At 51.4% G+C, this 20,946-nt stretch carries 25 protein-coding genes and 1 tRNA gene; 10 read left to right on the plus strand and 16 right to left on the minus strand.

Features of this window, described 5'->3' with window-relative positions; translation table 11 throughout:
• Positions 1-271: 271 nt before the first annotated feature.
• Positions 272-619 carry a translation initiation factor eIF-1A gene (gene eif1A, locus D6783_03445; GenBank protein RME52843.1) on the minus strand — a complete coding sequence of 116 codons (348 nt, stop codon included), beginning with the start codon at positions 617-619 and terminating at the stop codon, positions 272-274.
• A 448-nt stretch (positions 620-1,067) separates the two neighbouring features.
• On the opposite strand from eif1A, the gene D6783_03450 reads away from it, so the two are divergent.
• The 3 genes from D6783_03450 (at position 1,068) to sppA (ending at position 5,227) form a co-directional block, all read left to right on the plus strand.
• Positions 1,068-3,491, plus strand: coding sequence for a hypothetical protein (locus D6783_03450; protein RME52844.1), 2,424 nt, complete (start codon positions 1,068-1,070; stop codon positions 3,489-3,491).
• Between the two features lie 162 nt (positions 3,492-3,653).
• Positions 3,654-4,130: a hypothetical protein gene (locus tag D6783_03455; GenBank protein ID RME52845.1), complete on the plus strand. Its 477-nt coding sequence runs from the start codon at positions 3,654-3,656 to the stop codon at positions 4,128-4,130.
• A 161-nt stretch (positions 4,131-4,291) separates the two neighbouring features.
• The gene (sppA, locus tag D6783_03460) at positions 4,292-5,227 is read left to right on the plus strand and encodes a signal peptide peptidase SppA (protein ID RME52846.1); all 936 of its coding nucleotides are present in this window, start codon (positions 4,292-4,294) and stop codon (positions 5,225-5,227) included.
• A gap of 193 nt (positions 5,228-5,420) precedes the next feature.
• On the opposite strand, the gene D6783_03465 is transcribed toward sppA, so the two are convergent.
• Positions 5,421-6,020 (minus strand): 30S ribosomal protein S7, encoded by a 600-nt coding sequence (locus tag D6783_03465; protein ID RME52847.1) that lies wholly within the window; start codon positions 6,018-6,020, stop codon positions 5,421-5,423.
• On the opposite strand from D6783_03465, the gene D6783_03470 reads away from it, so the two are divergent.
• Both D6783_03470 and D6783_03475 read left to right on the plus strand, forming a co-directional pair.
• Entirely contained in the window at positions 6,002-6,769 is a 768-nt protein-coding gene (locus tag D6783_03470) for a DUF192 domain-containing protein (GenBank protein RME52888.1), read from the plus strand. The genes D6783_03465 and D6783_03470 overlap by 19 nt on opposite strands.
• Positions 6,770-6,829: 60 nt before the next feature.
• A complete protein-coding gene (locus D6783_03475; GenBank protein ID RME52848.1) occupies positions 6,830-7,378 on the plus strand; it encodes a hypothetical protein in 549 nt (182 codons plus the stop codon).
• Positions 7,379-7,470: 92 nt separating this feature from the next.
• Here the strand turns inward: D6783_03475 and D6783_03480 are convergent, their stop codons facing one another.
• The 3 genes from D6783_03480 to D6783_03490 are packed head-to-tail and all read right to left on the minus strand — an operon-like array spanning position 7,471 to position 11,015.
• Positions 7,471-8,535 (minus strand): hypothetical protein, encoded by a 1,065-nt coding sequence (locus D6783_03480; protein ID RME52849.1) that lies wholly within the window; start codon positions 8,533-8,535, stop codon positions 7,471-7,473.
• Between the two features lie 40 nt (positions 8,536-8,575).
• Positions 8,576-9,859, minus strand: coding sequence for a hypothetical protein (locus D6783_03485; GenBank protein ID RME52850.1), 1,284 nt, complete (start codon positions 9,857-9,859; stop codon positions 8,576-8,578).
• A 7-nt stretch (positions 9,860-9,866) separates the two neighbouring features.
• On the minus strand, positions 9,867-11,015 hold the full coding sequence (locus D6783_03490; GenBank protein ID RME52851.1) for a phosphate uptake regulator PhoU: 1,149 nt from the start codon (positions 11,013-11,015) through the stop codon (positions 9,867-9,869).
• A gap of 220 nt (positions 11,016-11,235) precedes the next feature.
• Here D6783_03490 and D6783_03495 point away from each other — a divergent pair, with 220 nt between their 5' ends.
• A complete protein-coding gene (locus D6783_03495; protein ID RME52852.1) occupies positions 11,236-11,475 on the plus strand; it encodes a hypothetical protein in 240 nt (79 codons plus the stop codon).
• Between the two features lie 379 nt (positions 11,476-11,854).
• Positions 11,855-13,210, plus strand: coding sequence for a translation initiation factor IF-2 subunit gamma (locus tag D6783_03500; GenBank protein ID RME52853.1), 1,356 nt, complete (start codon positions 11,855-11,857; stop codon positions 13,208-13,210).
• Positions 13,211-13,383: 173 nt separating this feature from the next.
• Here D6783_03500 and D6783_03505 read toward each other — a convergent pair whose 3' ends face one another.
• The 9 genes from D6783_03505 to D6783_03545 all read right to left on the minus strand — a co-directional run bounded on the left by D6783_03505 (position 13,384) and on the right by D6783_03545 (position 18,372).
• The gene (locus tag D6783_03505) at positions 13,384-13,593 is read right to left on the minus strand and encodes a 30S ribosomal protein S27ae (protein RME52854.1); all 210 of its coding nucleotides are present in this window, start codon (positions 13,591-13,593) and stop codon (positions 13,384-13,386) included.
• Between the two features lie 64 nt (positions 13,594-13,657).
• Entirely contained in the window at positions 13,658-14,077 is a 420-nt protein-coding gene (locus D6783_03510) for a hypothetical protein (GenBank protein RME52855.1), read from the minus strand.
• 105 nt (positions 14,078-14,182) lie between these two features.
• On the minus strand, positions 14,183-14,368 hold the full coding sequence (locus D6783_03515; protein ID RME52856.1) for a DNA-directed RNA polymerase subunit E'': 186 nt from the start codon (positions 14,366-14,368) through the stop codon (positions 14,183-14,185).
• Between the two features lie 15 nt (positions 14,369-14,383).
• The gene (locus tag D6783_03520) at positions 14,384-14,968 is read right to left on the minus strand and encodes a DNA-directed RNA polymerase (GenBank protein ID RME52889.1); all 585 of its coding nucleotides are present in this window, start codon (positions 14,966-14,968) and stop codon (positions 14,384-14,386) included.
• An 8-nt stretch (positions 14,969-14,976) separates the two neighbouring features.
• Positions 14,977-15,447: a hypothetical protein gene (locus D6783_03525; GenBank protein ID RME52857.1), complete on the minus strand. Its 471-nt coding sequence runs from the start codon at positions 15,445-15,447 to the stop codon at positions 14,977-14,979.
• Between the two features lie 15 nt (positions 15,448-15,462).
• A complete protein-coding gene (locus D6783_03530; GenBank protein ID RME52858.1) occupies positions 15,463-16,365 on the minus strand; it encodes a hypothetical protein in 903 nt (300 codons plus the stop codon).
• Positions 16,366-16,504: 139 nt separating this feature from the next.
• Positions 16,505-16,819, minus strand: coding sequence for a 50S ribosomal protein P1 (gene rpl12p, locus D6783_03535; protein RME52859.1), 315 nt, complete (start codon positions 16,817-16,819; stop codon positions 16,505-16,507).
• A gap of 60 nt (positions 16,820-16,879) precedes the next feature.
• Positions 16,880-17,725: a 50S ribosomal protein L10 gene (rplJ, locus tag D6783_03540; protein ID RME52860.1), complete on the minus strand. Its 846-nt coding sequence runs from the start codon at positions 17,723-17,725 to the stop codon at positions 16,880-16,882.
• Positions 17,722-18,372 carry a hypothetical protein gene (locus D6783_03545; GenBank protein ID RME52861.1) on the minus strand — a complete coding sequence of 217 codons (651 nt, stop codon included), beginning with the start codon at positions 18,370-18,372 and terminating at the stop codon, positions 17,722-17,724. The genes rplJ and D6783_03545 overlap by 4 nt, the downstream gene beginning before the upstream one ends.
• Positions 18,373-18,674: 302 nt before the next feature.
• On the opposite strand from D6783_03545, the gene D6783_03550 reads away from it, so the two are divergent.
• The 3 genes from D6783_03550 to D6783_03560 all read left to right on the plus strand — a co-directional run bounded on the left by D6783_03550 (position 18,675) and on the right by D6783_03560 (position 19,611).
• Positions 18,675-19,007 carry a hypothetical protein gene (locus D6783_03550; GenBank protein ID RME52862.1) on the plus strand — a complete coding sequence of 111 codons (333 nt, stop codon included), beginning with the start codon at positions 18,675-18,677 and terminating at the stop codon, positions 19,005-19,007.
• Between the two features lie 171 nt (positions 19,008-19,178).
• Positions 19,179-19,364, plus strand: a complete 186-nt coding sequence (locus D6783_03555) for a hypothetical protein (GenBank protein ID RME52863.1) — start codon at positions 19,179-19,181, stop codon at positions 19,362-19,364.
• Positions 19,365-19,528: 164 nt separating this feature from the next.
• Positions 19,529-19,611 (plus strand) — tRNA-Ser (locus tag D6783_03560).
• A 146-nt stretch (positions 19,612-19,757) separates the two neighbouring features.
• Here D6783_03560 and D6783_03565 read toward each other — a convergent pair.
• Together D6783_03565 and D6783_03570 are read right to left on the minus strand one after the other, a co-directional pair.
• Positions 19,758-20,294: a hypothetical protein gene (locus D6783_03565; protein RME52864.1), complete on the minus strand. Its 537-nt coding sequence runs from the start codon at positions 20,292-20,294 to the stop codon at positions 19,758-19,760.
• 68 nt (positions 20,295-20,362) lie between these two features.
• Positions 20,363-20,845, minus strand: coding sequence for a hypothetical protein (locus D6783_03570; protein RME52865.1), 483 nt, complete (start codon positions 20,843-20,845; stop codon positions 20,363-20,365).
• Between the last annotated feature and the right edge of the window lie 101 nt (positions 20,846-20,946).

Here is a 20,946-nt window from a genome sequence, read left to right on the forward strand (position 1 = left end):
CTCATCGTTTCGTCTCCATGAATGTTTTTTTGTTTTTTTTGTTACGTTGCCGCAGGCGAGTTCTTGTTCGGTCGCGCCCCGCGGTTCTCGTACTGTTTTTGCTTGGTTGTTGCAGCGCTGTCGTTGTTGCGGCGTCGTGTTTGTTTTGTATCGCTTTCTTGTATTGCTTTCTTGTTGTGGTCTGCCTTGTGTTTTGTGATGTCTTTGGGCGGTCTTCTGCGGGAGCGTTGCGTTGTCTTCAGCAGGTTGTGTCTCTTCCCGAGCGTTTTTGTTAGAACTCGTCCATGTCTTCGAGCTTGTCCAAGTAGCCTTGTTGTTTGAGAAAGCTTACTTGTGTTGGGCGGTACTTGAAGATGATATCGCCTCGCTCGTCCCCTCCAAATTCCCAGGGCTCTACCAGGACGAAATCGCCTTCCCGCACCCACAGTCTGCGCTTGAGCCTGCCAGGTATGCGACACACGCGTGTCTTGCCGTCTAAGCAGCGCACGTGGCATCGGCTTCCGCCTAGTCGGCTTTCTAAAACGCCGATGGTTTGGTTGCCCCGTGGGAGTTTTGCGCGGCGTATTTCTTCTTGTTCTGCCTGGGCTCGTTCCTGGGCGAGTTTTTCTTTTTTGCTCATAGTGGTAAGGATTTTGTTTTGTCAGGGTCTTTCGTTGTTGATGTCCCCAGCGGTGCTGCTGGTATGACAGCCCTTTTCAGAAAGGAGGGTTGTTTAAAAATGTATCGGTGGTTTCTTGACGATATTCTTAGGAAGGGGCGTTTCTCCAGCGTCTTTTTTCGCGTGCGTCCTCAGCCAGGTGTTGAAGACGCTTATCATACGGCGTGAGACGATTGAAACAAACTATTGGAAGAGAAGAGAGAACGAGTGTGAAGACGTGAAGAAGTAGTTACAACAAAGGGTTGCCAACAAAAAAACAAACACAGAACAACAAAAAGGTAAACACAAAACAACAACAAAACGAACACAAAGAAAAACAGTTGCAACAGGAAAGCAACAGGAGAGCGCCCCCTCCTCGTATCCAAAGTGTATCATCCGGAGCATCTAAGAAAAATGTTTATATAGGGGTATGGGCTGGAAGGGCGGTATGTTCGTTCCTCGCCCGTTTGGGAAGTTTGCCTCGACATCTGCTCCTTCCTTCTGGGTGTTCATCTTCACCGCTGTTCTCGCTCTCTCCTTTCTTGTTTTCATTGAAACGCGTGTTGAGACGCAAATAAGCCTGGCAACGTGGGAAGAGCAGAGCGCTTTGCCATTGTGGAGAGCGCAGAGGTCGTTTGGACTTGCCATCCAGGGTGCTGCGCGTGATGTGGTGCAGAGCGCTGGAGGGGCGCCGCTGCCCGGCAGTGTTGGTGCAGGTCTTGGTGCTGACCTCGTGAAGGCCGCGCCCCGCAACGCGGTTGGTGGCGCCGTTGCGAGTGTTGATGCGAAGCAGGTGCTGGTTCAATTCAGCGAGGAAGGGTTGGTTGAGCAGGGCGTTGATGGGTCTGTTCGGTTCGCCAGCGCTGCGCTGGAAGCCCTTCGCGAGCGGTTCGGCCTAGGCGGAGGAGAGCGCGTGTCGCCACAGACAGCAACGTTTTCATTTTCAGTACAGGATCCCGGCAGGGTGGAAGAAGCGGTTGCCGCGTTTAACGCGCTACGGGGGGGTGGCGAAGTAGTTTTTGCAGAGCCGGACTACCCCGTCACGGCGGCGGTTGTGCCGAACGATGAGTATTTTCCTCTGCAGTGGGGGTTGCGGCGCGTGAATGCCACGGCGGCGTGGGATGTCGAGACGGGCTCTCCTCTCGTCATCGTGGCCGTGCTGGACAGCGGCGTTGACCTCGACCATCCCGAGTTCTCCTCACTCCTGTGGCGAAATCTTGGAGAGGTTGCTGGCAACGGGGTTGATGATGACGCGAACGGCTTTGTAGACGATGTTCAGGGGTGGAACTTCGTGGTTAATTCCTCCGATGTTGACGATGACTTCGAGCACGGCACCATGGTTGCGGGTGTCGTCGCCGCGGTGACGAATAATAACAAGGGCATTGCGGGGACGTGTTGGTCTTGCAAGCTCATGGTCGTGAAAACCCTGGACGCGACAGGTGTCGGGACGGTGAGCAGCGCGGCGAGGAGTATCTGGTATGCCACTGAGAACGGTGCTGATATCATCGTAGCGAGCTGGACAACGCAGGAGAGTTCTGTGCTTCGCGAAGCCGTCGATGCGGCGGCGGCGAAGGGAGTGGTCATAGTCGCAGCTGCGGGGAATGATAACACGCCTACCCTGCAGTACCCTGCTAGTTATGAGCGCGTGGTTAAAGTGGCCGGGACGAATAGTCAGGATGGGCGCGCGAATGAGGCGGGGTGGGGAAGTTCGTTTGGTTCTGACACTGACCTCGCCGCGCCGAGTACCGGCATTGTTTCCACGTATCCTGGCGGCATTTATGTCAACGCGTCGGGGACGTCGCTGGCGGCGCCGTTCGTTGCGGGGGCTGCTGCGCTCGCGAAAGCGCATCGTCCCGTCTTGGAAGGGTTGGCGCTTCGGCGCGTCTTGGAGGGGGGTGTTGATCGCTTTGGCGAAGCGCTCGGCGTCCCGGATCACTTCATCGGAGAAGGGCGGTTGAACCTTGCCAAAGTGCTTTCTTTCGAGAACGCAACGAGTGCTGAAGCAGTGATTTCTTTTCCCGTGGCTGAGAGCGTCGTGAACGGCTCTGTTGTGGTGAGAGGACGTGCGGGCGGGGAAGGTTTTTTGCTCGAAGAGGGGCCTGGTGATTACCCGAGTGCGTGGTCCACCATCAACAGCGGGACTCGTGTTTCCGAAGGAGAGCTGGGCGTGTGGGATACGACGCGCGTTCCGAACGGAAGGTATGCGCTGCGCCTCTCCGTGTGGGACAACGCAGGGGAGGCGCACGAGTGGGTGCACGTGCAGGTCGAGAACACACCTTGCAACGTGGGAAGCGAGCGTGAATGCGGGGGCGGCGTGGGTGTTGGTGCGTGCACTCCTGGCGTTGAGCGCTGCCTCGCTCCAGGGTTTTGGAGTGCGTGCGAGGGGCGGGTCGATCCGCAAAGCGAGGTTTGCGGTGATGGTGTTGATAATGATTGCGACAATGAAACTGACGAAGGCTGTTTTCTTTGTGACGACGCTGACGGAGATGGCACCGAGGGCAAGAGCGCAACGTGCACGTCAGGGAGGGATTGCGATGATTTGAATAGCTCGATTCATCCTGGCGCGAACGAGGTATGCAACAACCAAACCATTGATGAAGATTGCAGCGGCGCGTATTGCTTGCCAGGCGACCCGAATGAGGATTTCAAGGTGGACTTGTTTGATTTGACGCTGGTGGGGAGCACGTTTGGATGCAATGCTGCTGCGAGTCAGTGCTGGGATGCGAAGGCAAAGCGGGGGGATACGAACGCGGATGGCGTCGTGGACGTTGTCGATCTTTCGTCCATCAGTTCTTTTTTTGGATCTCGGTATGGTGCTAACGAGAGCGCATCTAATGCCTCTTCTCAAACGTGACCTGATTGGTGGAACGTGATTGGCGGAGAAGGCGTTGTAGCTATGACGCTGCCGTTATAGTGAGTAGCCGTGTAGGTCTGCTTGTTGCGTTAGCACGCCCTGCTTGGATGCGTCTCCTCTTGCATAACGTTTATATATCTACGGTGTTGGCCCTTTCTTGTGATGGGGCAGAGTAGGAGTAGTTCATCGTTGAATCTTCCGAAGAGAGAGGGCATCGAGGTCCCTGCGCGGTTTTGGAAGCGAATGCTCGCGTTCCTGCTTGACTTGTTTTTCCTCCGCCTCTTTGTCCTCGCTCCCTTTTCATCGTTGTTCGAGCAACGAGCGTCCACTTCGTTGTTGATGGAGGAGTCGCTCCCTGCTCCTGTAATGGCGGGTGCGTTCATTGTCGTCTTGCTGGTGTGGCTGTACTTCACGATGTTCCAGTTCGTCTTGAAGCAAACACCGGGTATGATGATTGCAGGCTTGTGGGTGCGTGGCCGCGTCGGGCTCGTGAAGGCAGCGGTGCGCAACCTGTTCATCTTGCCCGTGTTCCCGTTTTTCATATTATGGATTGTTGAGCCGGTCCACCTCTTGCTCAAGAAAGTTCGGTGGCTTGAAGTCGTGACTGAGACCAGGACGGTCGAGGTGTTCCGTGCATGAGGTGGCGTATGAATGTGATAACCTGTGAATGTGAGGATTGTCTATGAGTGTTTGCCAGAGTACAGAAGGATGTTACGTCGGATGTGAGGGTTTTGGCGTTGCTAAGTGCACGAACTGGACGGCGCTTTGTTCGCCGCCTGTTTCTCATATGAGGTGAAAGAATGGTCAAGAAGTATACAAGCAAAGTGCATGAGAAGGGCGAGTTGCCCCTCAGTAAGAAGGTGTGGGTGAGTTTGTTGCTCTTGCTAGCGTTTTTCTTCGTTGCTAGCATTCTCGCAAGCATTGTTTCGCTGAGTGATGTCTCCGTAGAAGGAAGCGGGAACGTTGCTCGCATCAAGTTACATGGCGTGATCACCGTTGATGACGGCCTTGGCACGTTTAGTCCTGACACCATCATTGCAGAAGATGTCGTTTCCTTGCTTGAGAAGGCCGATGAGGACGCGTCCATTAAAGCAGTGGTGTTAGATATTAACAGCCCCGGCGGATCTGCGGTGGCGAGTGATGAGATTGGAAGGGTTGTTCGTCGTTTGAATAAGACGGTCGTAGCAGTCATTCGAGAAGTAGGCGCGAGCGGGGGGTATTGGATTGCTAGCAATGCCGATTTCGTCGTGGCGAACAGGATGAGCATTACTGGCAGTATTGGCGTTACCTCGAGTTACTTGGGGTTTGGTGGTTTTCTTCGCGATCATAATGTGACGTACAACAGGTTAGTTGCGGGGAAGTTCAAGGACATGGGATCCCCGTTCAGAGAATTAACGGATGAAGAGCGTGCTTTGTTCCAGGAAAAACTCGACAGGATTCACTCGTTCTTCATTGAGGAGGTTGCGCAGAACAGGAATCTTTCGTTGGAGGAGGTGAAGAACCTCGCTACGGGCGAGGTGTACTTGGGTGTTGAGGCGCTTGATGCAGGGTTAGTCGATGCTCTGGGCGGTTTTGAGGAGGCTGAACAGTTTTTGGAGGAGGAGTTAGGAGAGGACGTTTCCTTTGTGACGTTTAAGAAGAAGAAGACGTTTCTTGATGTTATAGAGCAGGTGATTTCGGGCGGGTCCTTTGCGCTTTTGCACGGCGCCGTGGACGTTCCAGTCATGCGGACCTAAGAAGGTGATTGCAAAGGCGCAGGTTTTTTTTTTGAACTGGTGCTTTCCAGAGCCGCGTTTTCGTACTGCTCATTTCGGGCCAGTTTCCAAAGCAAGCAATGAGGCGTTCAGAACCATCCTAGAAAAAAAAAGTGCGGGCAGGTATCACGTCTCAAGTCATAATGTGGTGATGCTTGCCTTGTGTTGATTCTGGTTACCTGCTGCTGTCCGCTTGTCGTTCAAGTTCGAGCTTCTTCGCGATTGCTGCGGACTGGTTGCTGAGTTGGTATGCGTTGATGATTTCATCGGCGAGGCAAGAAGCAATGGTGCGTTTTGTGTTGAATGCTTTTTGTGCTGCCCCTTGGGTCATGAATTTGAGGGCGAGGTCGACGCGACGCTGCGGTGCACACTCAACGGGTTTGGGGTAGCGCGCCCCGCCATATTCAATAGTGATTATTTCTTCTCGTGGGGCCGCGTTCTCAATTGCTTTGACGAGGACGGCTACGGGGTTTTTGCCGAGCTTTTTTTCAATGAGCGAAAACGCTTTTTCAACGGTGGTGAATGCTTTTTCGGCTTTTCCTGTGTTGTGGCCGCTGCTGATGGTGTGTTTTTTTCCTTTGTGGCCGGTGACCATCACGCGGTTGATGAGGCGTTCGACAATGAATATCTTTGACTTGTGGAATCTGTTGCCTGCGTAGCGCGCTCCCGTTTTTGGAACGATAACCGGCGTTGTCTGAATGTAGTTGACAAGGCCGGGGTCATCGACGGTTATCCCGGTGCAGTCCCACTTGTTGAATGCTAAAACCTCGGTCATTGACGATGCGAAAACCCGGGTTTGTTTATAAAGCTTTTCCTCCGGGGTGGACGGTGGAGGGGGCGCAAACAAGCGCTATCAGGCGTTATCTGTTAATTCTTTTGGTTTCTTTTCTTCACAACACTTTTATAGTTTGGCAGTCCTTGCGTCCGTGTATGCCGTATTGTTCAAACATCTGCTCTCGTTTCGTTTGCTTGTGTTTCTTCGTGCTTCTTGGCATGCTCTTGATTGCTCTTGTTTCTTGTTCGAACGCTCCTCAGGGGGAGGGTGACGGCATGACGGCGCAGCAGCCAGGCTACGCCATCCCTGATTCTGCCTCTCCAGGTCTTCGCAAGAACAGTTCAGAGCGTGACGGATTGCAAGACGGCGTGCTCGCAAGGGAAGGAGAGGTGCGCTTCGGAAAGGACGTCTTCGTTGTTGAGTTTGCACGAACGCCGAAAGAGCGTCAGAAGGGTTTAATGGGGAGGGAGTCGTTGGGCGACCGAGAGGGTTTGCTCTTTGTTTTTGAGGATGATGCGCCCAGGACGTTTTGGATGAAAAACACGCTACTCCCCCTTGACATGATTTTTCTTGACCGGGAAGGGGTGGTAGTGCATCTTGAAGAGAACGCACAGCCTTGCCGCAAGGATCCGTGCCAGCTCTACACAAGCCCTGTTCCCGCACGATTTGTCCTTGAGGTAAAGGGGGGAGTTGCGCGGGCTGTTGGCATTCACGTGGGCGACAGAGCAGTGATTCGCAGTCTTGTTTGAGGTGAGCGAGAAGGAGGGTTGAGAGAAACTTTTTAAAGGAAAGGAGGTGTTGTTCTTTTTATGGCTTGGCAGGGCGCGTTAGGCGGGTTACACGTCGCCACGAAGAGCAATGCAGCGCGAGGGGCTGGTTTCTTGCTTGTTCTGTGCATGGCGGTGTTGTCGCTGGTCGTGCTTAGTTCTTGTACCGCGTGGGAGGCGCTGAAAGAGAAATCTTCGTTTCAGGAAGTGTGGAATAGTTCCGAGGAGTTCGTTCAGGATATTCGTAATGGGAGCGAGAGCGTTGTGGCGTTTCTGAACGGGACGAAGAAGGTTAACCAGTCTGAGGCGCGCTCGCTCGCTTTGGAAGCGTGGACTGCTCAGTTTTTGCAGGTGCAAAGCTTGCTCCGAGAGCTGGGTGCGCCTTTGCGATACAGCAAACAAGAGGTTGTTGAAAGCGCTGTTGTGGTGCGTGAAGAGCAGAGCGTGGGAGGGTATTGTTTTACGATAAGAACTGTTCTTGACGTGGAGCGTTTTGAGCGAAACAGATTTACCAAGTTTCCTAAGTCAGCGTGGGTTGGCGTTGACGGTGGTGTGCGGACGTTCACTGGCGTGTCTTGCAAGAATTCCTAACAGCGTGTTTAAGCACGCTTCTCTTATGCGGCTTTTGTGAAATGAAAGGTCGCATAATTTTTTTCTTGCAAGAAGTGTCTGTGTAAAGTCGGTTACGACGTGCTTTTTGTTTGGAACAGCGTTGTGAGGCCGAGACGTGCTGTCCAGTTGACGTTGTTGTCGTAGCATTCTTGGCGCAGAGAAGCTATTGATTCGAGGTTGCTTGTTTTGATGGATTTGCAGGCGCTTGTTTCATTGGTATGGGAGACGAAGCCAACGGTGCACCAGCCTTGTTGTCTGAGGCGTTCTTGGCCGGTCAGGTGCGATAAGAGTTCTTTGCAGGCGGCGTGTGTATTCCCGTTGCGTGCTAGCGCAACGCCGTAGCACACTGCTTGTTTCCAGTCGGTGAACGCGTCTTTGCAGGCGGCGAGGTTTTTGAGTTGCTGGGAGATCGTGCAGGTGTTTTCTTTGCAGACTTCAAAGGGAGATGTGCAGTCTTCGTCGCGCGTGCACGTGCGCAGGCAGTTCCCTTCAATGCAGGCTTCGCGGTATGGGCAGTCATCATCTGTTACGCATTGGAAAGGCGAGCATTTTCCTCTGAGGCAGTATGGCGTGTTCGGTGTTTGGTTGGCGCATTCATTGCTTGTTGTGCAGGAAAGGAGCGTGCAGGTTCCCTGCGTGCACGTGTAGTCGGGGGGGCAGTCGCTGATGGCGGCGCAGGTTTTTTCTTGGAAGCATTCTCCATCGATGCAGAAAGGATGTGTGTTCGGGCAGTGGTTGTCAATGGCGCAGGACGTGCATCTGTTTTTGACGCAGAATGGGCGGGGGGTTTTGCAGTCCTTGCTGCTCTGGCAACAGTTGGGAATGCGTGTGTGGACGCATTGGTTTCCTGTCTGGTTTGAGCATGCATCTTGCGTGCAGGGATTCTTGTCATCGCAGGTTGGCGGGCAGACGTGAACGCTCGTGCTTGCTTGGCGCGTGTGAAGGGAGGGGCAGTCTGCTCTGTTTTGGACAAAGGTTTCGGTGTCGGGGCACCAGTGTGTCTGCTTTGTTGTTTGGCAAGATGCCAAGACAAGCAGGCTTGCGAGGGTGAGGACTACCGCAAGTGTTGTTTGGTGCTTGTTTGCAAGAGGCAGGTGGTTTCGTTTCATTCCAATCGGGGAGCTCCCTTTTTGCATGTCTTTTTGAGGTCGTTGTTTGTTGTTCGTTGCTTTTTCATTATTGGTTGTTGTTTTGTGGGTTGTTATCTTCGTAGAGGGAGAGTGCCGCGACTGGTCCGGTGGTTGCTTGGGTGAGAAAGTCGAAGCTCAGGAAGATGCCTGGCTTGAGTGCTGTGCGGCTTCCTCGGGGGAGGGTGTATCGCTCGTCATTGACGAGGAAGGTGGCTTGCGGTTCTTGTTGGTGGGGGAGGGAAATGCTGATGAGTTTGATGGTGTATTCCTCGCCTTTCATGGTTTGCGTTTCTGCTTCGCCTCGTGCGAGGGTGTAAATGACGCTTGTGCAATCCTCTTTGCAGGAGGAGGCGTCTTCTCCTTCTTCACACAGGTGGTTGCCGCAACAGGGTGTGAGGGGCGTGTGTTCGCATTGTTGCCTGAAGACGTTGTAGGTATCGCTCGTGCACGGGTTAAAGTCGCGGCAAAGCGGGCAGTCCGGGCTCGGGTATTCTCCTTGTTCGCAGACGCCGTTGCCGAGGCAGGGTGTTTGAAGGGCGTGGGTGCACGTGAAGTTGGTTGACTCGTTGCAGACGTCTTTTGTGCAGGGGTTTCCGTCAGCACAGTGAACGGGGCAGGAAGAGAGAAACGCGTCCTGGAGCCCGAAAAAGCCATAGGTGAGTGCAGAGGGATGCTGTTCGTTTCGTGTGCTTGGTTCGTCTTGCCCTGTGTCTTGGCGTTTGTGTCCTTCGTCGGTGCGTTGCTTGGCGTATTGTTGAAAGGTCATTGTGATGAGGGATGCTGAAGCGTCGTGTTTGCTTGTTGGGGTTTGGTTGTTTGTTGGTTCATTCTCGTTGGTTTGTAGAGTGAGGTTGATGATGACGTAGGCGGTTGTTTCGTTCACGAGGGTTGTTGCAACAATACGGGGGGTTTTGTTTTTCCAGCGTGGGTCGGCTCGCAGATAGGCTGCGAATGCTTTTGCGCTTCGCTTCGCCTTGAGTTCGGGGGCGAAGAGTTCGTACGCATTTTCATATGCTTTGTTTTGGAGTTGTTGTTCGAGGAGCGTTGCGTGTTCAGCGAGGGCTTGTGCAAATGCCGTTTCTTGTTTTGTGTTCGTGGGCGTGTTTGGTGTGCAGGACGTGAGTGCTGTAGTGAAGAAGAGAAGGAGAAGAACAGTTGTGGGATGAAGCGCTGCGAGGAGTCTTGGCGGGCGCGGCGTTCTGGAGAGCTCGCGTTTTTCGTCGTGGAAGAATAGTTTGTTCTTGGTGTTTCTCGCTTTTCTCAAAAACCTCGGGCGGCTTGCTTGCGGGGTTGCTCGCGTTTGGTTCGCTTGTTCCGCTATTCTGGCCACTGTTCTATCACCGTTCTGTTGTTCTGAGATCGATGCTCCGCTCCGCTATGGAGCGTGTGTGGAGCACGATTTCTCTGTAGTGGGCTGTTGCGAGGGTGAAGTATGGATGGTGTTCTTTGCGGACATTGCTGACCAAGGTTTCGCGGAGCGAGGCGGTTTTTTCTATGACGTTGTTGACTTCAGCAACGTTTTTTGTGAAAACCGCCTGCATTGCGTTTTCAAGGAGGTTGAAGACCATATCGTGAACTTCAAGAAGACGTTCGGATGTTTGTTTTGGTATGGGTGTTCGCGTTTGGTTCTTGTTTGTGGCGCTTTCTTCGTGGGTTTGTCCTTGTTTGCTTTTTCTTTGGCCTTCTTCGTTTCGGTTCTGTTGGTGTAGGGATGCGTCTTCTTCACCCTTCGTTACGATACTTGCAATATCTTTTGTTCTGTCTGCTATTTTTTCAAGGCAGTCTGCAATATGCCAGAAGAACACAGCTGTGACGGGGGAGACGCCGAGTGTTTTGGTGAAGATGGGCTGGTTGAGTGCTCTGACAACAAGCTTGACGAGGTAGAAGACTTGGCGGTTGATTTCGATGTCGCGTTGGATGAGTTCTTGTGCTGATTCATACGTGGAGGTGTTGGTTTCATTCGAACCCCGCGGCGTATTCGCTGTGCTGGATTGCTTTGTTTCTGTCCTTCGTCGTTCTTGTGCTATGAGTGAGCGCAGGCTTTGTGCGTTGGTTTTGGTGTTGTAGTAGATGCGCCTGATGGTTTGCTGCAGGGATGGTTTTGAGGTGTCGAGGAAGCATTTGGCGATGATGTGGTCTGAGTTTTCTTCGACGACTTCGAGTGCTATGAGTTCGTGGAGGAGTTCTCTGAATTGGTTGCGTCTTTTGCCAAGGTTTCCTTTAATAATTATTTTGTCATAGTCTTTGACGTAGGCGGCGATGACCTCGCGTTTAAGCCCTTGGAGTGTCGTGTCGTTTGCATTGATGGTGATGGTTTTTTGCGTGGTGCGCTTGCCTGTTCGGGGTGTGATGAGAAGGTCGCCGGTCACGAGCTGTTCTACGGAGAGGAGCGCTCCTTTGCCCAGTCCTTGGGAGGTGACCCATTGTTTAGGGAGGGTGATGCTGTAGGTTGATTTTCCAAAGGCGATGAGTTTGCGCAGGTCCATTGTTTTGAGGGTTTGTGTTGATGTTTTGGCGTGATTGTTTGAAAGCGTTGGTTCTGTTTGATTTTGTGGAGGCGGTGCTGTTATTTATTTGTGCCGAATTTGTTGGGATTCACAAGAGAGTTATTTATAAAGTTTAAAAATACATATGTATAAACACTATATACTATTATTGCAATAACTATTTATTTTTGTCCTGCTTTCCTTTTCGTAGTCAACAAACGTGCTAGCTTGCTACGAAACAGGCCTGCTTTCACAGGAAATCGCTGCAAGCTTGCAAGCTAGGGAGGGGGGTGAGATGAAAAACGTCGAAGACGTGCTGTTGTGCAGGAACTGTCTCAAAGAGATATTTGGCGAGCCCATCTTGGAAAATGGCCACGCCTATTGCTCATTTGAGTGCGTGGGAGAAGACTTGGCCAGGTGGGAAGCCATTGAAGAACTCCAACGGGAAGCGTTTATTTAGCCAATGCGCTTTAGCCAATGTAGCTCGTGTACGTTATGTACCTGGTCCTGCTATGCAATGAACAAGGAGCGCTTACAGCGTTACAGGAAGGCGAGGCAAACGCGGGGCATAGTTATTCATAGTTGTTTATAGTTATGGAAGGAGGTTCCCCAACGTTCCCCATATATTCTCATCGTATGGTGGTTCTTTGACACGGCGTTCGGTTTTCAACACCAGCCTCCCCGTTTAAGAACGAAAGATAAGAACGAAAGAACGATTGAGCAGTGTTGCAGTGTTGAGGTCGTCGCCTTGTTGAGCGCCGCGTTCCCTTGTCCCCGCTTGCAAACGACCAGCAGGGAAGGAAAGGTTTTTTAAAGTGTCTTCGGCTCCAGAGCGACGTATGGCTGCAGAGAAGAAGCAAAAAAAGCAGAGATCGTCTCAAAAAGGGGCAAAAAAAGCCGGTGCATCACCAGGCACTGCCTCTCCCGAAACGCCTGCCAAGAGCAAGCACGACAAGAACAGCGACCACGCGCAGCCCGAAGTGAACATTGGCTTGGTGGGGCATGTTGATCATGGAAAGACAACACTGACCGAGCGCCTCTCTGGAAAGTGGACGGACACGCATTCTGAAGAGCTCAAGCGCGGCATCACGATCCGTTTGGGATACGCAGACAGTGCGTTTTATGAGATTCCTGGAAAGAGCGGGGTGGAGCGGTTTACCACCTCCCCTTTTGATGAGAAGACAAAGAAGCCGAATACGTTTTTGCGTAAGGTAAGTTTTGTTGACGCGCCGGGGCACGAATCTCTCATGGCGACCATGTTGGCAGGGACGACCATTATCGACGGCGCGCTCCTTCTCGTGGCTGCAAATGAACCCTGCCCCCAGCCACAAACCAAGGAGCACCTTATGGCTTTGCAAATTTGCGGCATTGACAACGTTATTGTCGTCCAGAACAAGATTGACGTCGTGAGCTCTGAACGGGCCATGCGCAATTACAACCAAATTAAGGAGTTCTTGAAAGAGACAAAGTTTGCAGATGCTCCTATCATTCCTGTTTCTGCTCAGCGAGGAGTCAATATTGATGCTCTCATCGCCGCGATTCAGGAGTTCATCCCGACGCCCAAGCGGGACGAGACGAAGCCGCCCATTTTCGTTGTGGCGCGTAGTTTTGATGTGAACAAGCCAGGCATTCGGCCTCGCCAGTTCAAAGGAGGTGTTTTGGGTGGCGCGCTCAAGCAAGGGGTTTTGCGTCGAGGAACACGGGTTGAGCTGAGACCGGGAAGAATTGTGGAAGAACAAAACAAAGTCGTTGCCAAGCCCCTTTTCGCAAAGATTAAGAGCATTATGACGGGGGGCTTTCCTGTTGAAGAAGTTCGGCCAGGAGGTTCTGTCGGCATCATGACTGATTTGGATCCGGCAATGGTTTTTACTGATGCAATGGCGGGGAACGTGGTAGGACTGCCGGGGGAGCTTCCTCCTGTGTGGAATGAGTTGGTATTAGAAACGCATTTGCTTGAGCGAGTTGTTGGGAGTGCTGAAGAGATCCGGGTCAACCCCCTCATTAGGGGGGAGGTTCTTATGCTCAACGTTAATTCTGCTGCTACGGTTGGTTTGGTGCGCCAAGTGCATAAAAACAACGTTGTGTGCGTGTTGAAAAAGCCGGTTTGTGCCGAGGTTGGGGCTCGGGTTACTATTTCTCGGCGGGTTGGGAATCGATTCCGCCTTATTGGTTACGGCATCTTGCAGGAAGCATGAACTCGCCGTGCAGAAATTAGCGTCGGCGTTCGCGCGCCCTGCACGCCGCTTTTCTTGTTCGCGAGTGGAAGGGCGCTTTGCCCGTTCTTGAGTAGCGTTCTGAGAAGAATTGCTAGGTGTGAAAAAGACGCAAGAAGAAAGGGGTGTGGCGGACGTGCTGGTTTTCGTTGTTTTCAGCTCTTTTTCTCCATGTAGCCGCACTTGCCGCAGGTGAGGCGGTCTTTATGCGCTGCGAGGAAGAATCCTTGTCCGCACTTGGGGCAGGTTTTGTTCTTACGCTTGACGTGGCCGTTCTCTATTTCGAAGAGCGTTGCGAGCTTATACGCTGGTTTTTTTGAGCGTTCTTTTTTTTCTTTTTTTCCACCGCTTTTTTTCGCTGCCACTTGACTGCCTCCACGAACATATCTTGTTGTTCTTCTTCCTTCTTTATTTTGCTAACGCGTCGTCTTATTCTGTTTTAGCATCACTTGCTGCGCTGTCTTCTCCCTGGGCGGTTTCTTCTCCGCCTTGATCTTTCGATTCTGCTTGCTCTGCTTTCTCCTCTGTTTTTTCCTGGGTTTGTTCCTGCTTCGGCTCTTCTTTTTGGTTTCGCTTCTGGAGATGCGCTAGTTCTATTTGTTGTAAGCTTTCTTTTTTCTCGTACACGCATGCTGTGATCAGTGCTTGGTTTGTTCCGTAGCTGGTGTGCACTGAGCGAATGACGACAAGGTCTTGTGGCGCTCCTGCAGCTTTGGCCAGGGCCTTGCGCAGCAAGGCTTTGCTTGGCGTTGTTGATTCCGTGGTGCACGTTGCTGTGATGAGCCTTCTGTCAAGGAGTGGTTGGCGTTCGTCCTGAGTTATGGCGAGGTTAATTTTTTGTTCTGTCATTTTTTTTGTTCTTGGTGTATGGTTGGCTTTGTTTCTTGATCGTGCGTCTTGGCTTGAGGAGGCGCTATTCGCCCACGTCCAAGCATGAAGGCGGCTCTGTTCTCTTCAGCGTATTTTAAGGGCGTACTCGCCGTTTTTCTCTACTCCCATTTTATGGGCGATAACGCTTTTTTCCACATTGAGGAAGTGGATGAGTCCTTGAAACACTGTTGTGAAGCTGTCTTTCTTGCAGATGGGGCAGAGCTCGCCTTCAACAAAGATTTTGCAACGTTTGCATACTTTCTTTTTCATGATACGCTACCGTCTCTATTTTTCTTTGGTCTTTCCTTGCTTTTTCTTCTTTTCGTCGGCTCCGCCAGAGATGTCAGCTTCGATCCATTCTTCTTTTCCAAGGCCTTGTTGGCGCATCGTCATGCCTAGCTTGGGGTTGGCGACGTCTTTGTAGCTGATGGCCACGATGCGGGCTCGGCAGAGGTCGCCTATTTTTAGTGTTCTTCCCGTATCTTTTCCTTGGAGAACCTTGTCTTTGGTGAACGAAACGAAATCATTCATTGCTTGGGAGATGTGCACCAAGCCGTCAATGGGGCCTACGTCAAGGAACACCCCGAATTCTGCAATGTCCTTAACCCTTGTGGGGAGGACTTCTTGCATTTCAGGCTCGAAGGTTATTAAGTCAAAGACGCTTTCGTAGTAATGAGCGCCGTCGCCGGGAATGATGATGCCGTCTTGTATGTCTCGGATGTCGCCGACGTCGATGACCAAGCCGGTTTCTTTTGAGATGAAGCCAGTGAATTTTTCGCGTACTTGTTCTGTTATGGCTTGCTTGAGATCCTTGCCGAACTGGTCTGGAGGAACCCTGATGTGGTCTCTGACGGTGACTGAGTAATACATGGTTTGTTTCACCTTTTGAGGAAGAGGTATTTCCTTTGGCGAACGCCGATCACGCTCCCGCCTTTTTCCTTAACGCGTTGCTGGAGGGCGGCGTCCTGCGTTGCGACATACACGCCGGGCCGTGCTAGTTCGACCAATGCGTCGTCGGCGTAACGTGACGTGGAACAAGAAATCGTTTTTAAAGCTTTGTGTTTTATCAAGTCTGCTGCCAGCTTGGCTGCTCGCTGATCTCTGGCTTTTCCTGTTTGTTGGATGGTTTGGAGCTCTTTGAGTGTTGGCTCGACGATGCAGATCTCGTGGGGTTGGTCGAGGAGGCGGCGTATTTCTGTAAAGATGTCAATGCCGCACTGCCCTGGCAGGAGGAGGATGTTGGTATCGAGGAGAACAAGGGCTGCCCGTCTCGGTGCTGTTGATGGAGGGGGTGATTGGGAGGGGGTTTGGAACGCTTCGTTGAGATGGTCGTGCTTGGAGGCGTTCATCGGCTGAGCCACGCTTCATCCTCCTTGGGTTCTTTGTAGAATGAGCAAGTCTTCTGTTGTGAGTTTCTCGCCGCGAGCCATTTTTTCTTCTACTTCTTTTGCTCGTTCTTTGATGGTTTTTTTCTCCTCTTCTGCTCTTGATTTCTCGACTTGGACGTTTTGTTCTTTGAGTTTTTCCTTGATGGCTTTTATGAAGGCTAGTTTTTCTTTGAGTTGCGTGTTGAGTTCGTTGTACGTGTTCTTTTGGGCGAGGAATTTTTCGTAGAGTTCTCGTTCCTTCTTGCGAAGTTCGTCGATTTCCTTGGATTGCTTGATGAGGTCTTCATGGTGTGATTGGGACTCTGCTGCTTGATCTTGTATTTTTCTGTGAATAGCATTGGCCTCTGCTTTTATGGTGTCAATCTGCTTGGATTTTTCGCGGATGCGTTTGTGCAGGGCGCTGACTTCTTTGAGGGCTTCTTGCTTCTTTTTGAGCTCCTTGATGGTTTTCATCAGGCGCTGTTCTGCCTCGAAGCTCATGGGGACTGTTTGGAGTTTGTACTCTAGCGCTTCAATGTTCTTGAGCATTTTTGCAGGGTCGCCTTTAATCTTGCTTCTTTCTAGAAGTGCCTTGTATCGTGCTTTGAGCGCTTTTATTTCGCCCACTTCTTTGTTGATGATGGCGTTGATTTCGTCTCGGCGCTTTTTGAGGTCTTTAACTTCTCCTGTCAGAGAATTTCTCACTTGTTTTTCTTCCTTTATTGCTTCGATATGCTGTGCTATTTTCTTTCCGACTTCCTCACGCTCGCGAAACCACGCTTCTTTTTCCTTATTGACTGCTGAGAGCTTTTTCTTGAGCTGTTCGACTTCTTCTCGTGCTCGTTTGAGCTCTTGCAGCAGCTCTTGAACATCTCCTGGCGGTGTTGGCGAATCGTTCATAGTCTTTACAAAACGATCAGTGAGTACTTGATAGGTAGGCGGTTTTTGCCTTGCTCGTTTTTCCTTATGTAGTTTTTCATATAAAAAAAATTAAAAAAAATATTGTGGTTTTTGAAGAGAAAGTGGATGCCGAGGTTTTTTAGCCAAACAGGGCGCCGAGCCCTGCGGCGGCTTGCGTCTCGTCCACTTCTTTTTTCTCTTCTTTTTTCTCTTCCTTCTTTGACGGTTCCTGCGTTCCTCCCGCCTCTTGCGCGGGTGCTTGCGCCGGCGCAGGAGCCGCCGCGGCTGTTTTAATCGCTTCTTCTATGTCGACGCCTTCAAGCGCTGCGAGAAGCGCTTTCACTCTCGCTTCGTCAACTTTGACGCCTGCTGCTTCAAGGACTTTCTTGACATTTGCTTCGTTGATTTCCGTTCCAGCTTTGTGCAACAACATGCACGCATACACGTATTCCATTTTCAACCTCCCTTCGTTGAAGTTCTTCTTTTTTACCTTTCGTTGGTTGGCCTATCTTTGTTATCCTGTCTTTGCTTGTATCGCGGCGACCTGACGATGTGCTTTTGCCAGGACGTCCTTGATCGTGTCTTTGGTGATGATGTTTGCCTCTCTTGCAAGCGCGAGGGACTCCGCCGCCGCGGTTGTCAGGAAGAGGCGGATTGTTTCTTTGGTTGGGTAGTGGATGAACATTGCCAGGTTAAAGCTTTCGCTCGCGGCTGCTGCGAAGTCGCGTTGGTACGCTTCTTCGTCGATGTCAAGGGTGTCTTTGGTGATGATTTCTCCTTCCTCATAGACTGCGATGAGGTCGAGGCCTATTTTCATCGGTTCAATGCCGAGTCGTGCAAGGATGCCTGCGAGCTTTTCGCTTACTTCCTCGCCTTCTTTGGCTACTACCGCGTCTGCCTTGATTGCTATTTTTCCGTTTTCAACGCCGGTTTTGATGCCGAAGGCGCCGAGTTCTCCGATGATGGGGCCTGGGGCGAAGCTCGTTGGTCCTGCTGGGACGACGATGTCCGCCGGGGCGGTTTGGCCTGCTTTTATGGGTGCGCTGGATTGTGATTTTTTAAGTGTTCTGAAGAGCGAGAAGGGGTTTTCCTTGGTGAAGATGAGCGCTGGCATGCCGCGAAGGTACGTGCTGAGTTGATCGATTCCTTCTTTTTTTGCTTGCTTGAACGCGAGGCGTATGAGTGTCTTCTTGCTCATGCGCATCTCGACGGTTCCCCTGAGCTTTTCCTTCATGGTCTGCAGCTGCTTGGCTGGAAGGTTTTGCAGGTTGACGACGCCAATGATAGGGTAGGCCTCTATCTTGGCGACAAGGTCTTCAATTGCCTGCTTTTTCCGCGGTTGAATTTTTGCAGCTTTCATGAGAGCACCACCGGCTTGCTCATGGTGAGCTTGATTGCCACGTTTTTAATGTTCTCTTTCTCTTTGGGGAGGTGGTGGATGACTTGGTCGTATACGTAAAGGATGTTGTCAACCACTTCCTCTTCCGGCTGGCTCGCCTTGCCGATGGAGAGTTGGATTTGCGGTGATTTTTTAGCCATAATGCGCACGGTTTTTTGGAGTTTTTCCACTGTCGCCTTCACGTTTCCTTTCGGGGGAATGATGCATCCCGCTTTGGGGTTTGGCATTTTTCCTCGTGGTCCGAGGGTTCGTCCAAAGACTGCGGCGACGCGCTGCATGATGTTTGCTTGCGCAATGAAGTAGTCGTAGGTTGACGCGAGTTTCTTTGCTTTTTTCTTATCAGCGTATTCATCGAAGTGGGATGCTTCAACGGCGAAGTCGCAGTATTTTTTGGCGTCTTCCAAGAGTTCTGGGCCGACAAGGGCGCAAACCGTTATTTTCCTGCCAATGCCGTGGTGGAGGTTGACGAAGAAGTCTACTTGGTCGGAGGGGTTTTTGAGATTGAGGTTTTTTAGGTTGATGATGATATCAACTGATTGGTCAAAGTTGCGCTGGGGCGAGTCTTTCTTGAGTGCTTGAAGCGCTTTAAGAACCGTTTCCTTCTTCATTATTCTTCCCTCCTCCCGAAGGAGTGCTTGGCGGGGTTGGATGCGTGATCCTGGGTTGAGAACCGTGAACGTTTTTTTAAATCTTGTGGTTTTTCAGGCTTCTTGTTTTTCAGGCTTCTTCTTAACTTCCCCGTTTGGCGCGTTTCAGAGGGGCTGGTTGAACTTCGTACAAGGCAGCAGGTGTGCAACCGCTAAATTTTTGTAGTCATGAGCTGCTTCCCCGTCCAAAAATGACGACGATGTTTGCGCTCCGGGCAAAGTGTGAAGATGCTATTCTTGCTTGTTCAGATCTGCAGGTTGAGATGTATTCGGAAAGGGGCACGTGCGTTAAGAAGCGGGAGCGTAAACTCGTTTCGGACCACGCCACAACCGTTTTTGGTTTGAAGGGGGATGTTGATCTCGACCTTGAAAGAGCGTTTTTAGGGGATGTTTTTGGCGTGTACAATGGACGAGCATCTGAGCGCCGCTGTAGGCGCGTTGGGGACTTGCTCGCGGGGGAGCTTGAGAAGGAGAGCGGCTCTCGATGGTTTGCACCCATGAGCGAGTTTGGACGTGAGCAGCGAAGGAGAGGCACTCCTGCGTACGCGTTGCCGCAGCTCCTTCTCGTCACTAATCATCCTTCACTTTCCATGTAGGCCATTGAGTCATCGGGCAGGGTGAAGGTGAGGCGGTACGTTGGGGGTTTGGAGGCGGTCCTTCTTGAAGGGAGGGGTGAGAAGATAGTGGAGACCTTCATTCGAAAAAGCCTTCGCGCACGTTAGGTCAGCCCCCTTGCTGTTGATTGTTCCGAACTCATCTACTTGGGCATGCAAGGCTTGGAGGCGGCGTCGAGGGATCTTGGCACGTCAGGGAGCGATTTGTTCATGGTGCTTCCGCATACCGTGATTGATCACGGGAGGGAATTGCTGCGAGCCATTTCTCAGGCGAAGAAGAGGGTTCGCCGGGCGCTTCAGCGAAGGTATTATTATAACGTGTATGGGAACAAAGAGTAGGGAATAAAGCGTAAGCAAGAAGCAAACGGCTCGGGGTGAAGGCCCGTTGCTTGGCTGAGGAGGTTGGTTTCTGCGTCGAGGCCGTGCGTTGTTGTTTCGTAAAGTTTTTTAAGAGGGCGGTGTGCCTCATTCCCCATCCTGCCAGGTACGTTGGCTCCCGCGTTGCCGCAGTCGCATAACCTGGTATTGCGCCTGGCTTGAGACCAGGTCCCTTACGGGATTCCCGGTTCGAATCCGGGCTGCGGCGTTTTTTCTCAACGGGTGATGTCCACGCTTTTTCTTGTTGTTTGCGTCTTGGCTTGCTGTCGTTGCTAGTTTGCGCCGGAGGCGTGGTTTTGCGGCGCCGCACGATCCCTTCATCCCCCTTTGCTCCCTTCTGTTTTTTTAAAGAATTCACGCTTTGCGGGGGGTTGCGTGCTCTCGTGACGTGAGGTAGCGGTGCAAGTTGAGGTACGATTTGATGACGTCTTGAAGCTCGTTGCATCTGCGAATGGTTTCTGATTTCGCCGCGTCGACGTATCCTTTGCGAACAAATTTGTCCACGAAGATTCTGAAGAAGTAGAGGAGGGGCCTTCCTTCCCATTGTTTTTTGCGATCGGTATGGAGGTAGGCGTCGAAGGAGAAGAAGAGCTTTCCTTGCTGGAGCCTTCGCTTGACGCCGTCGATGGTGACGTCGACATCTTTGAGTTCTGAGGCAATCATGAACACGCGAATTTCTTCCTTGCAATAGTCGCTAAACGTTCGCCACGGCATGATTTCAAGCACGACTTGACGCCCTTTTGGCTCGACTTGCTCAAAATTTTTTATTTCGTTTTTGTTCCAGTGGTGTTCTTTGAAGAAAGTGTCAATGATTTTGTAGAGTTTTTGCAGGTTGAAGATGCCTTCGTAGCTGAATTCTTTGCCGTCGATAAGCGTGTATACTTCCGCCATGGTCGTTCTCTTCTCGTCTTTTATTCCGTCTTTATTTTCAGTTGTTGGTTTTTTTGCTTCTTATCGTCTTAATACGAGCTCACATTCGTGTGCATGTTTAAGAATTTTTTTATTTCTGTGTGGAGGCGCAACGTGAGGTAGTGGAGGGTGTCTATGTGCTGAACGTCCTTTTCATTTTCTCTGAGCTTGTGCATGAGTTTACCGAGGGAGGCGGCGAGTTTCTCGTGGAAGTTGTTTCCCTTTTCTGGAAAGATTTCAGGGTTGCCTGCTGACACGTTGAAGCTGAGGTTGATTTCGAACCTTCCTTGCTGGAGGGTTTTTCCTTGTACGTGCACGTCTTTAACGTCCCAGAAATGCCAGTCGATAGTGATAAAGTAGGTGTAGTATTCGTCAACGTCTAGCTCCGCCTTCCACTTCAGTTCTGTTTCGTCCCATTTTGCTTTGTAGCGCACCTCGTCAACGTCGAAACGCCGCTTAATAAGCCAGTCTCGAACGAACCGGTAGAGCCCCTCCATATCAAAAACGCCCTTGTAGCGAATGAGAAAGCCCATACTGGCAGTTTTGGTCGGACAGGTATAAAAAGGTTTTGGGAGGAGAACAAGCAGGCGCGCTTTTTATCGGCAGATGAGGTGGTTTATTATCAGGTAGAGAT

Source organism: Candidatus Woesearchaeota archaeon (assembly GCA_003694805.1).
Classification (GTDB): Archaea; Nanobdellota; Nanobdellia; order Woesearchaeales; family J110; genus J110.

What these genes read in the sequence shown, in the direction of transcription:
- eif1A (RME52843.1), bottom strand. Translation starts at nt 619, where the DNA reads ATGAGCAAAAAAGAAAAACTCGCCCAGGAACGAGCCCAGGCAGAACAA.
- D6783_03450 (RME52844.1), top strand. Translation starts at nt 1,068, where the DNA reads ATGGGCTGGAAGGGCGGTATGTTCGTTCCTCGCCCGTTTGGGAAGTTT.
- D6783_03455 (RME52845.1), top strand. Translation starts at nt 3,654, where the DNA reads ATGGGGCAGAGTAGGAGTAGTTCATCGTTGAATCTTCCGAAGAGAGAG.
- sppA (RME52846.1), top strand. Translation starts at nt 4,292, where the DNA reads ATGGTCAAGAAGTATACAAGCAAAGTGCATGAGAAGGGCGAGTTGCCC.
- D6783_03470 (RME52888.1), top strand. Translation starts at nt 6,002, where the DNA reads ATGCTAAAACCTCGGTCATTGACGATGCGAAAACCCGGGTTTGTTTAT.
- D6783_03465 (RME52847.1), bottom strand. Translation starts at nt 6,020, where the DNA reads ATGACCGAGGTTTTAGCATTCAACAAGTGGGACTGCACCGGGATAACC.
- D6783_03475 (RME52848.1), top strand. Translation starts at nt 6,830, where the DNA reads ATGGCTTGGCAGGGCGCGTTAGGCGGGTTACACGTCGCCACGAAGAGC.
- D6783_03480 (RME52849.1), bottom strand. Translation starts at nt 8,535, where the DNA reads ATGCAAAAAGGGAGCTCCCCGATTGGAATGAAACGAAACCACCTGCCT.
- D6783_03490 (RME52851.1), bottom strand. Translation starts at nt 11,015, where the DNA reads ATGGACCTGCGCAAACTCATCGCCTTTGGAAAATCAACCTACAGCATC.
- D6783_03500 (RME52853.1), top strand. Translation starts at nt 11,855, where the DNA reads ATGGCTGCAGAGAAGAAGCAAAAAAAGCAGAGATCGTCTCAAAAAGGG.
- D6783_03510 (RME52855.1), bottom strand. Translation starts at nt 14,077, where the DNA reads ATGACAGAACAAAAAATTAACCTCGCCATAACTCAGGACGAACGCCAA.
- D6783_03515 (RME52856.1), bottom strand. Translation starts at nt 14,368, where the DNA reads ATGAAAAAGAAAGTATGCAAACGTTGCAAAATCTTTGTTGAAGGCGAG.
- D6783_03520 (RME52889.1), bottom strand. Translation starts at nt 14,968, where the DNA reads ATGTATTACTCAGTCACCGTCAGAGACCACATCAGGGTTCCTCCAGAC.
- D6783_03525 (RME52857.1), bottom strand. Translation starts at nt 15,447, where the DNA reads ATGAACGCCTCCAAGCACGACCATCTCAACGAAGCGTTCCAAACCCCC.
- D6783_03530 (RME52858.1), bottom strand. Translation starts at nt 16,365, where the DNA reads ATGAACGATTCGCCAACACCGCCAGGAGATGTTCAAGAGCTGCTGCAA.
- rpl12p (RME52859.1), bottom strand. Translation starts at nt 16,819, where the DNA reads ATGGAATACGTGTATGCGTGCATGTTGTTGCACAAAGCTGGAACGGAA.
- rplJ (RME52860.1), bottom strand. Translation starts at nt 17,725, where the DNA reads ATGAAAGCTGCAAAAATTCAACCGCGGAAAAAGCAGGCAATTGAAGAC.
- D6783_03545 (RME52861.1), bottom strand. Translation starts at nt 18,372, where the DNA reads ATGAAGAAGGAAACGGTTCTTAAAGCGCTTCAAGCACTCAAGAAAGAC.
- D6783_03550 (RME52862.1), top strand. Translation starts at nt 18,675, where the DNA reads ATGTATTCGGAAAGGGGCACGTGCGTTAAGAAGCGGGAGCGTAAACTC.
- D6783_03555 (RME52863.1), top strand. Translation starts at nt 19,179, where the DNA reads ATGCAAGGCTTGGAGGCGGCGTCGAGGGATCTTGGCACGTCAGGGAGC.
- D6783_03565 (RME52864.1), bottom strand. Translation starts at nt 20,294, where the DNA reads ATGGCGGAAGTATACACGCTTATCGACGGCAAAGAATTCAGCTACGAA.
- D6783_03570 (RME52865.1), bottom strand. Translation starts at nt 20,845, where the DNA reads ATGGGCTTTCTCATTCGCTACAAGGGCGTTTTTGATATGGAGGGGCTC.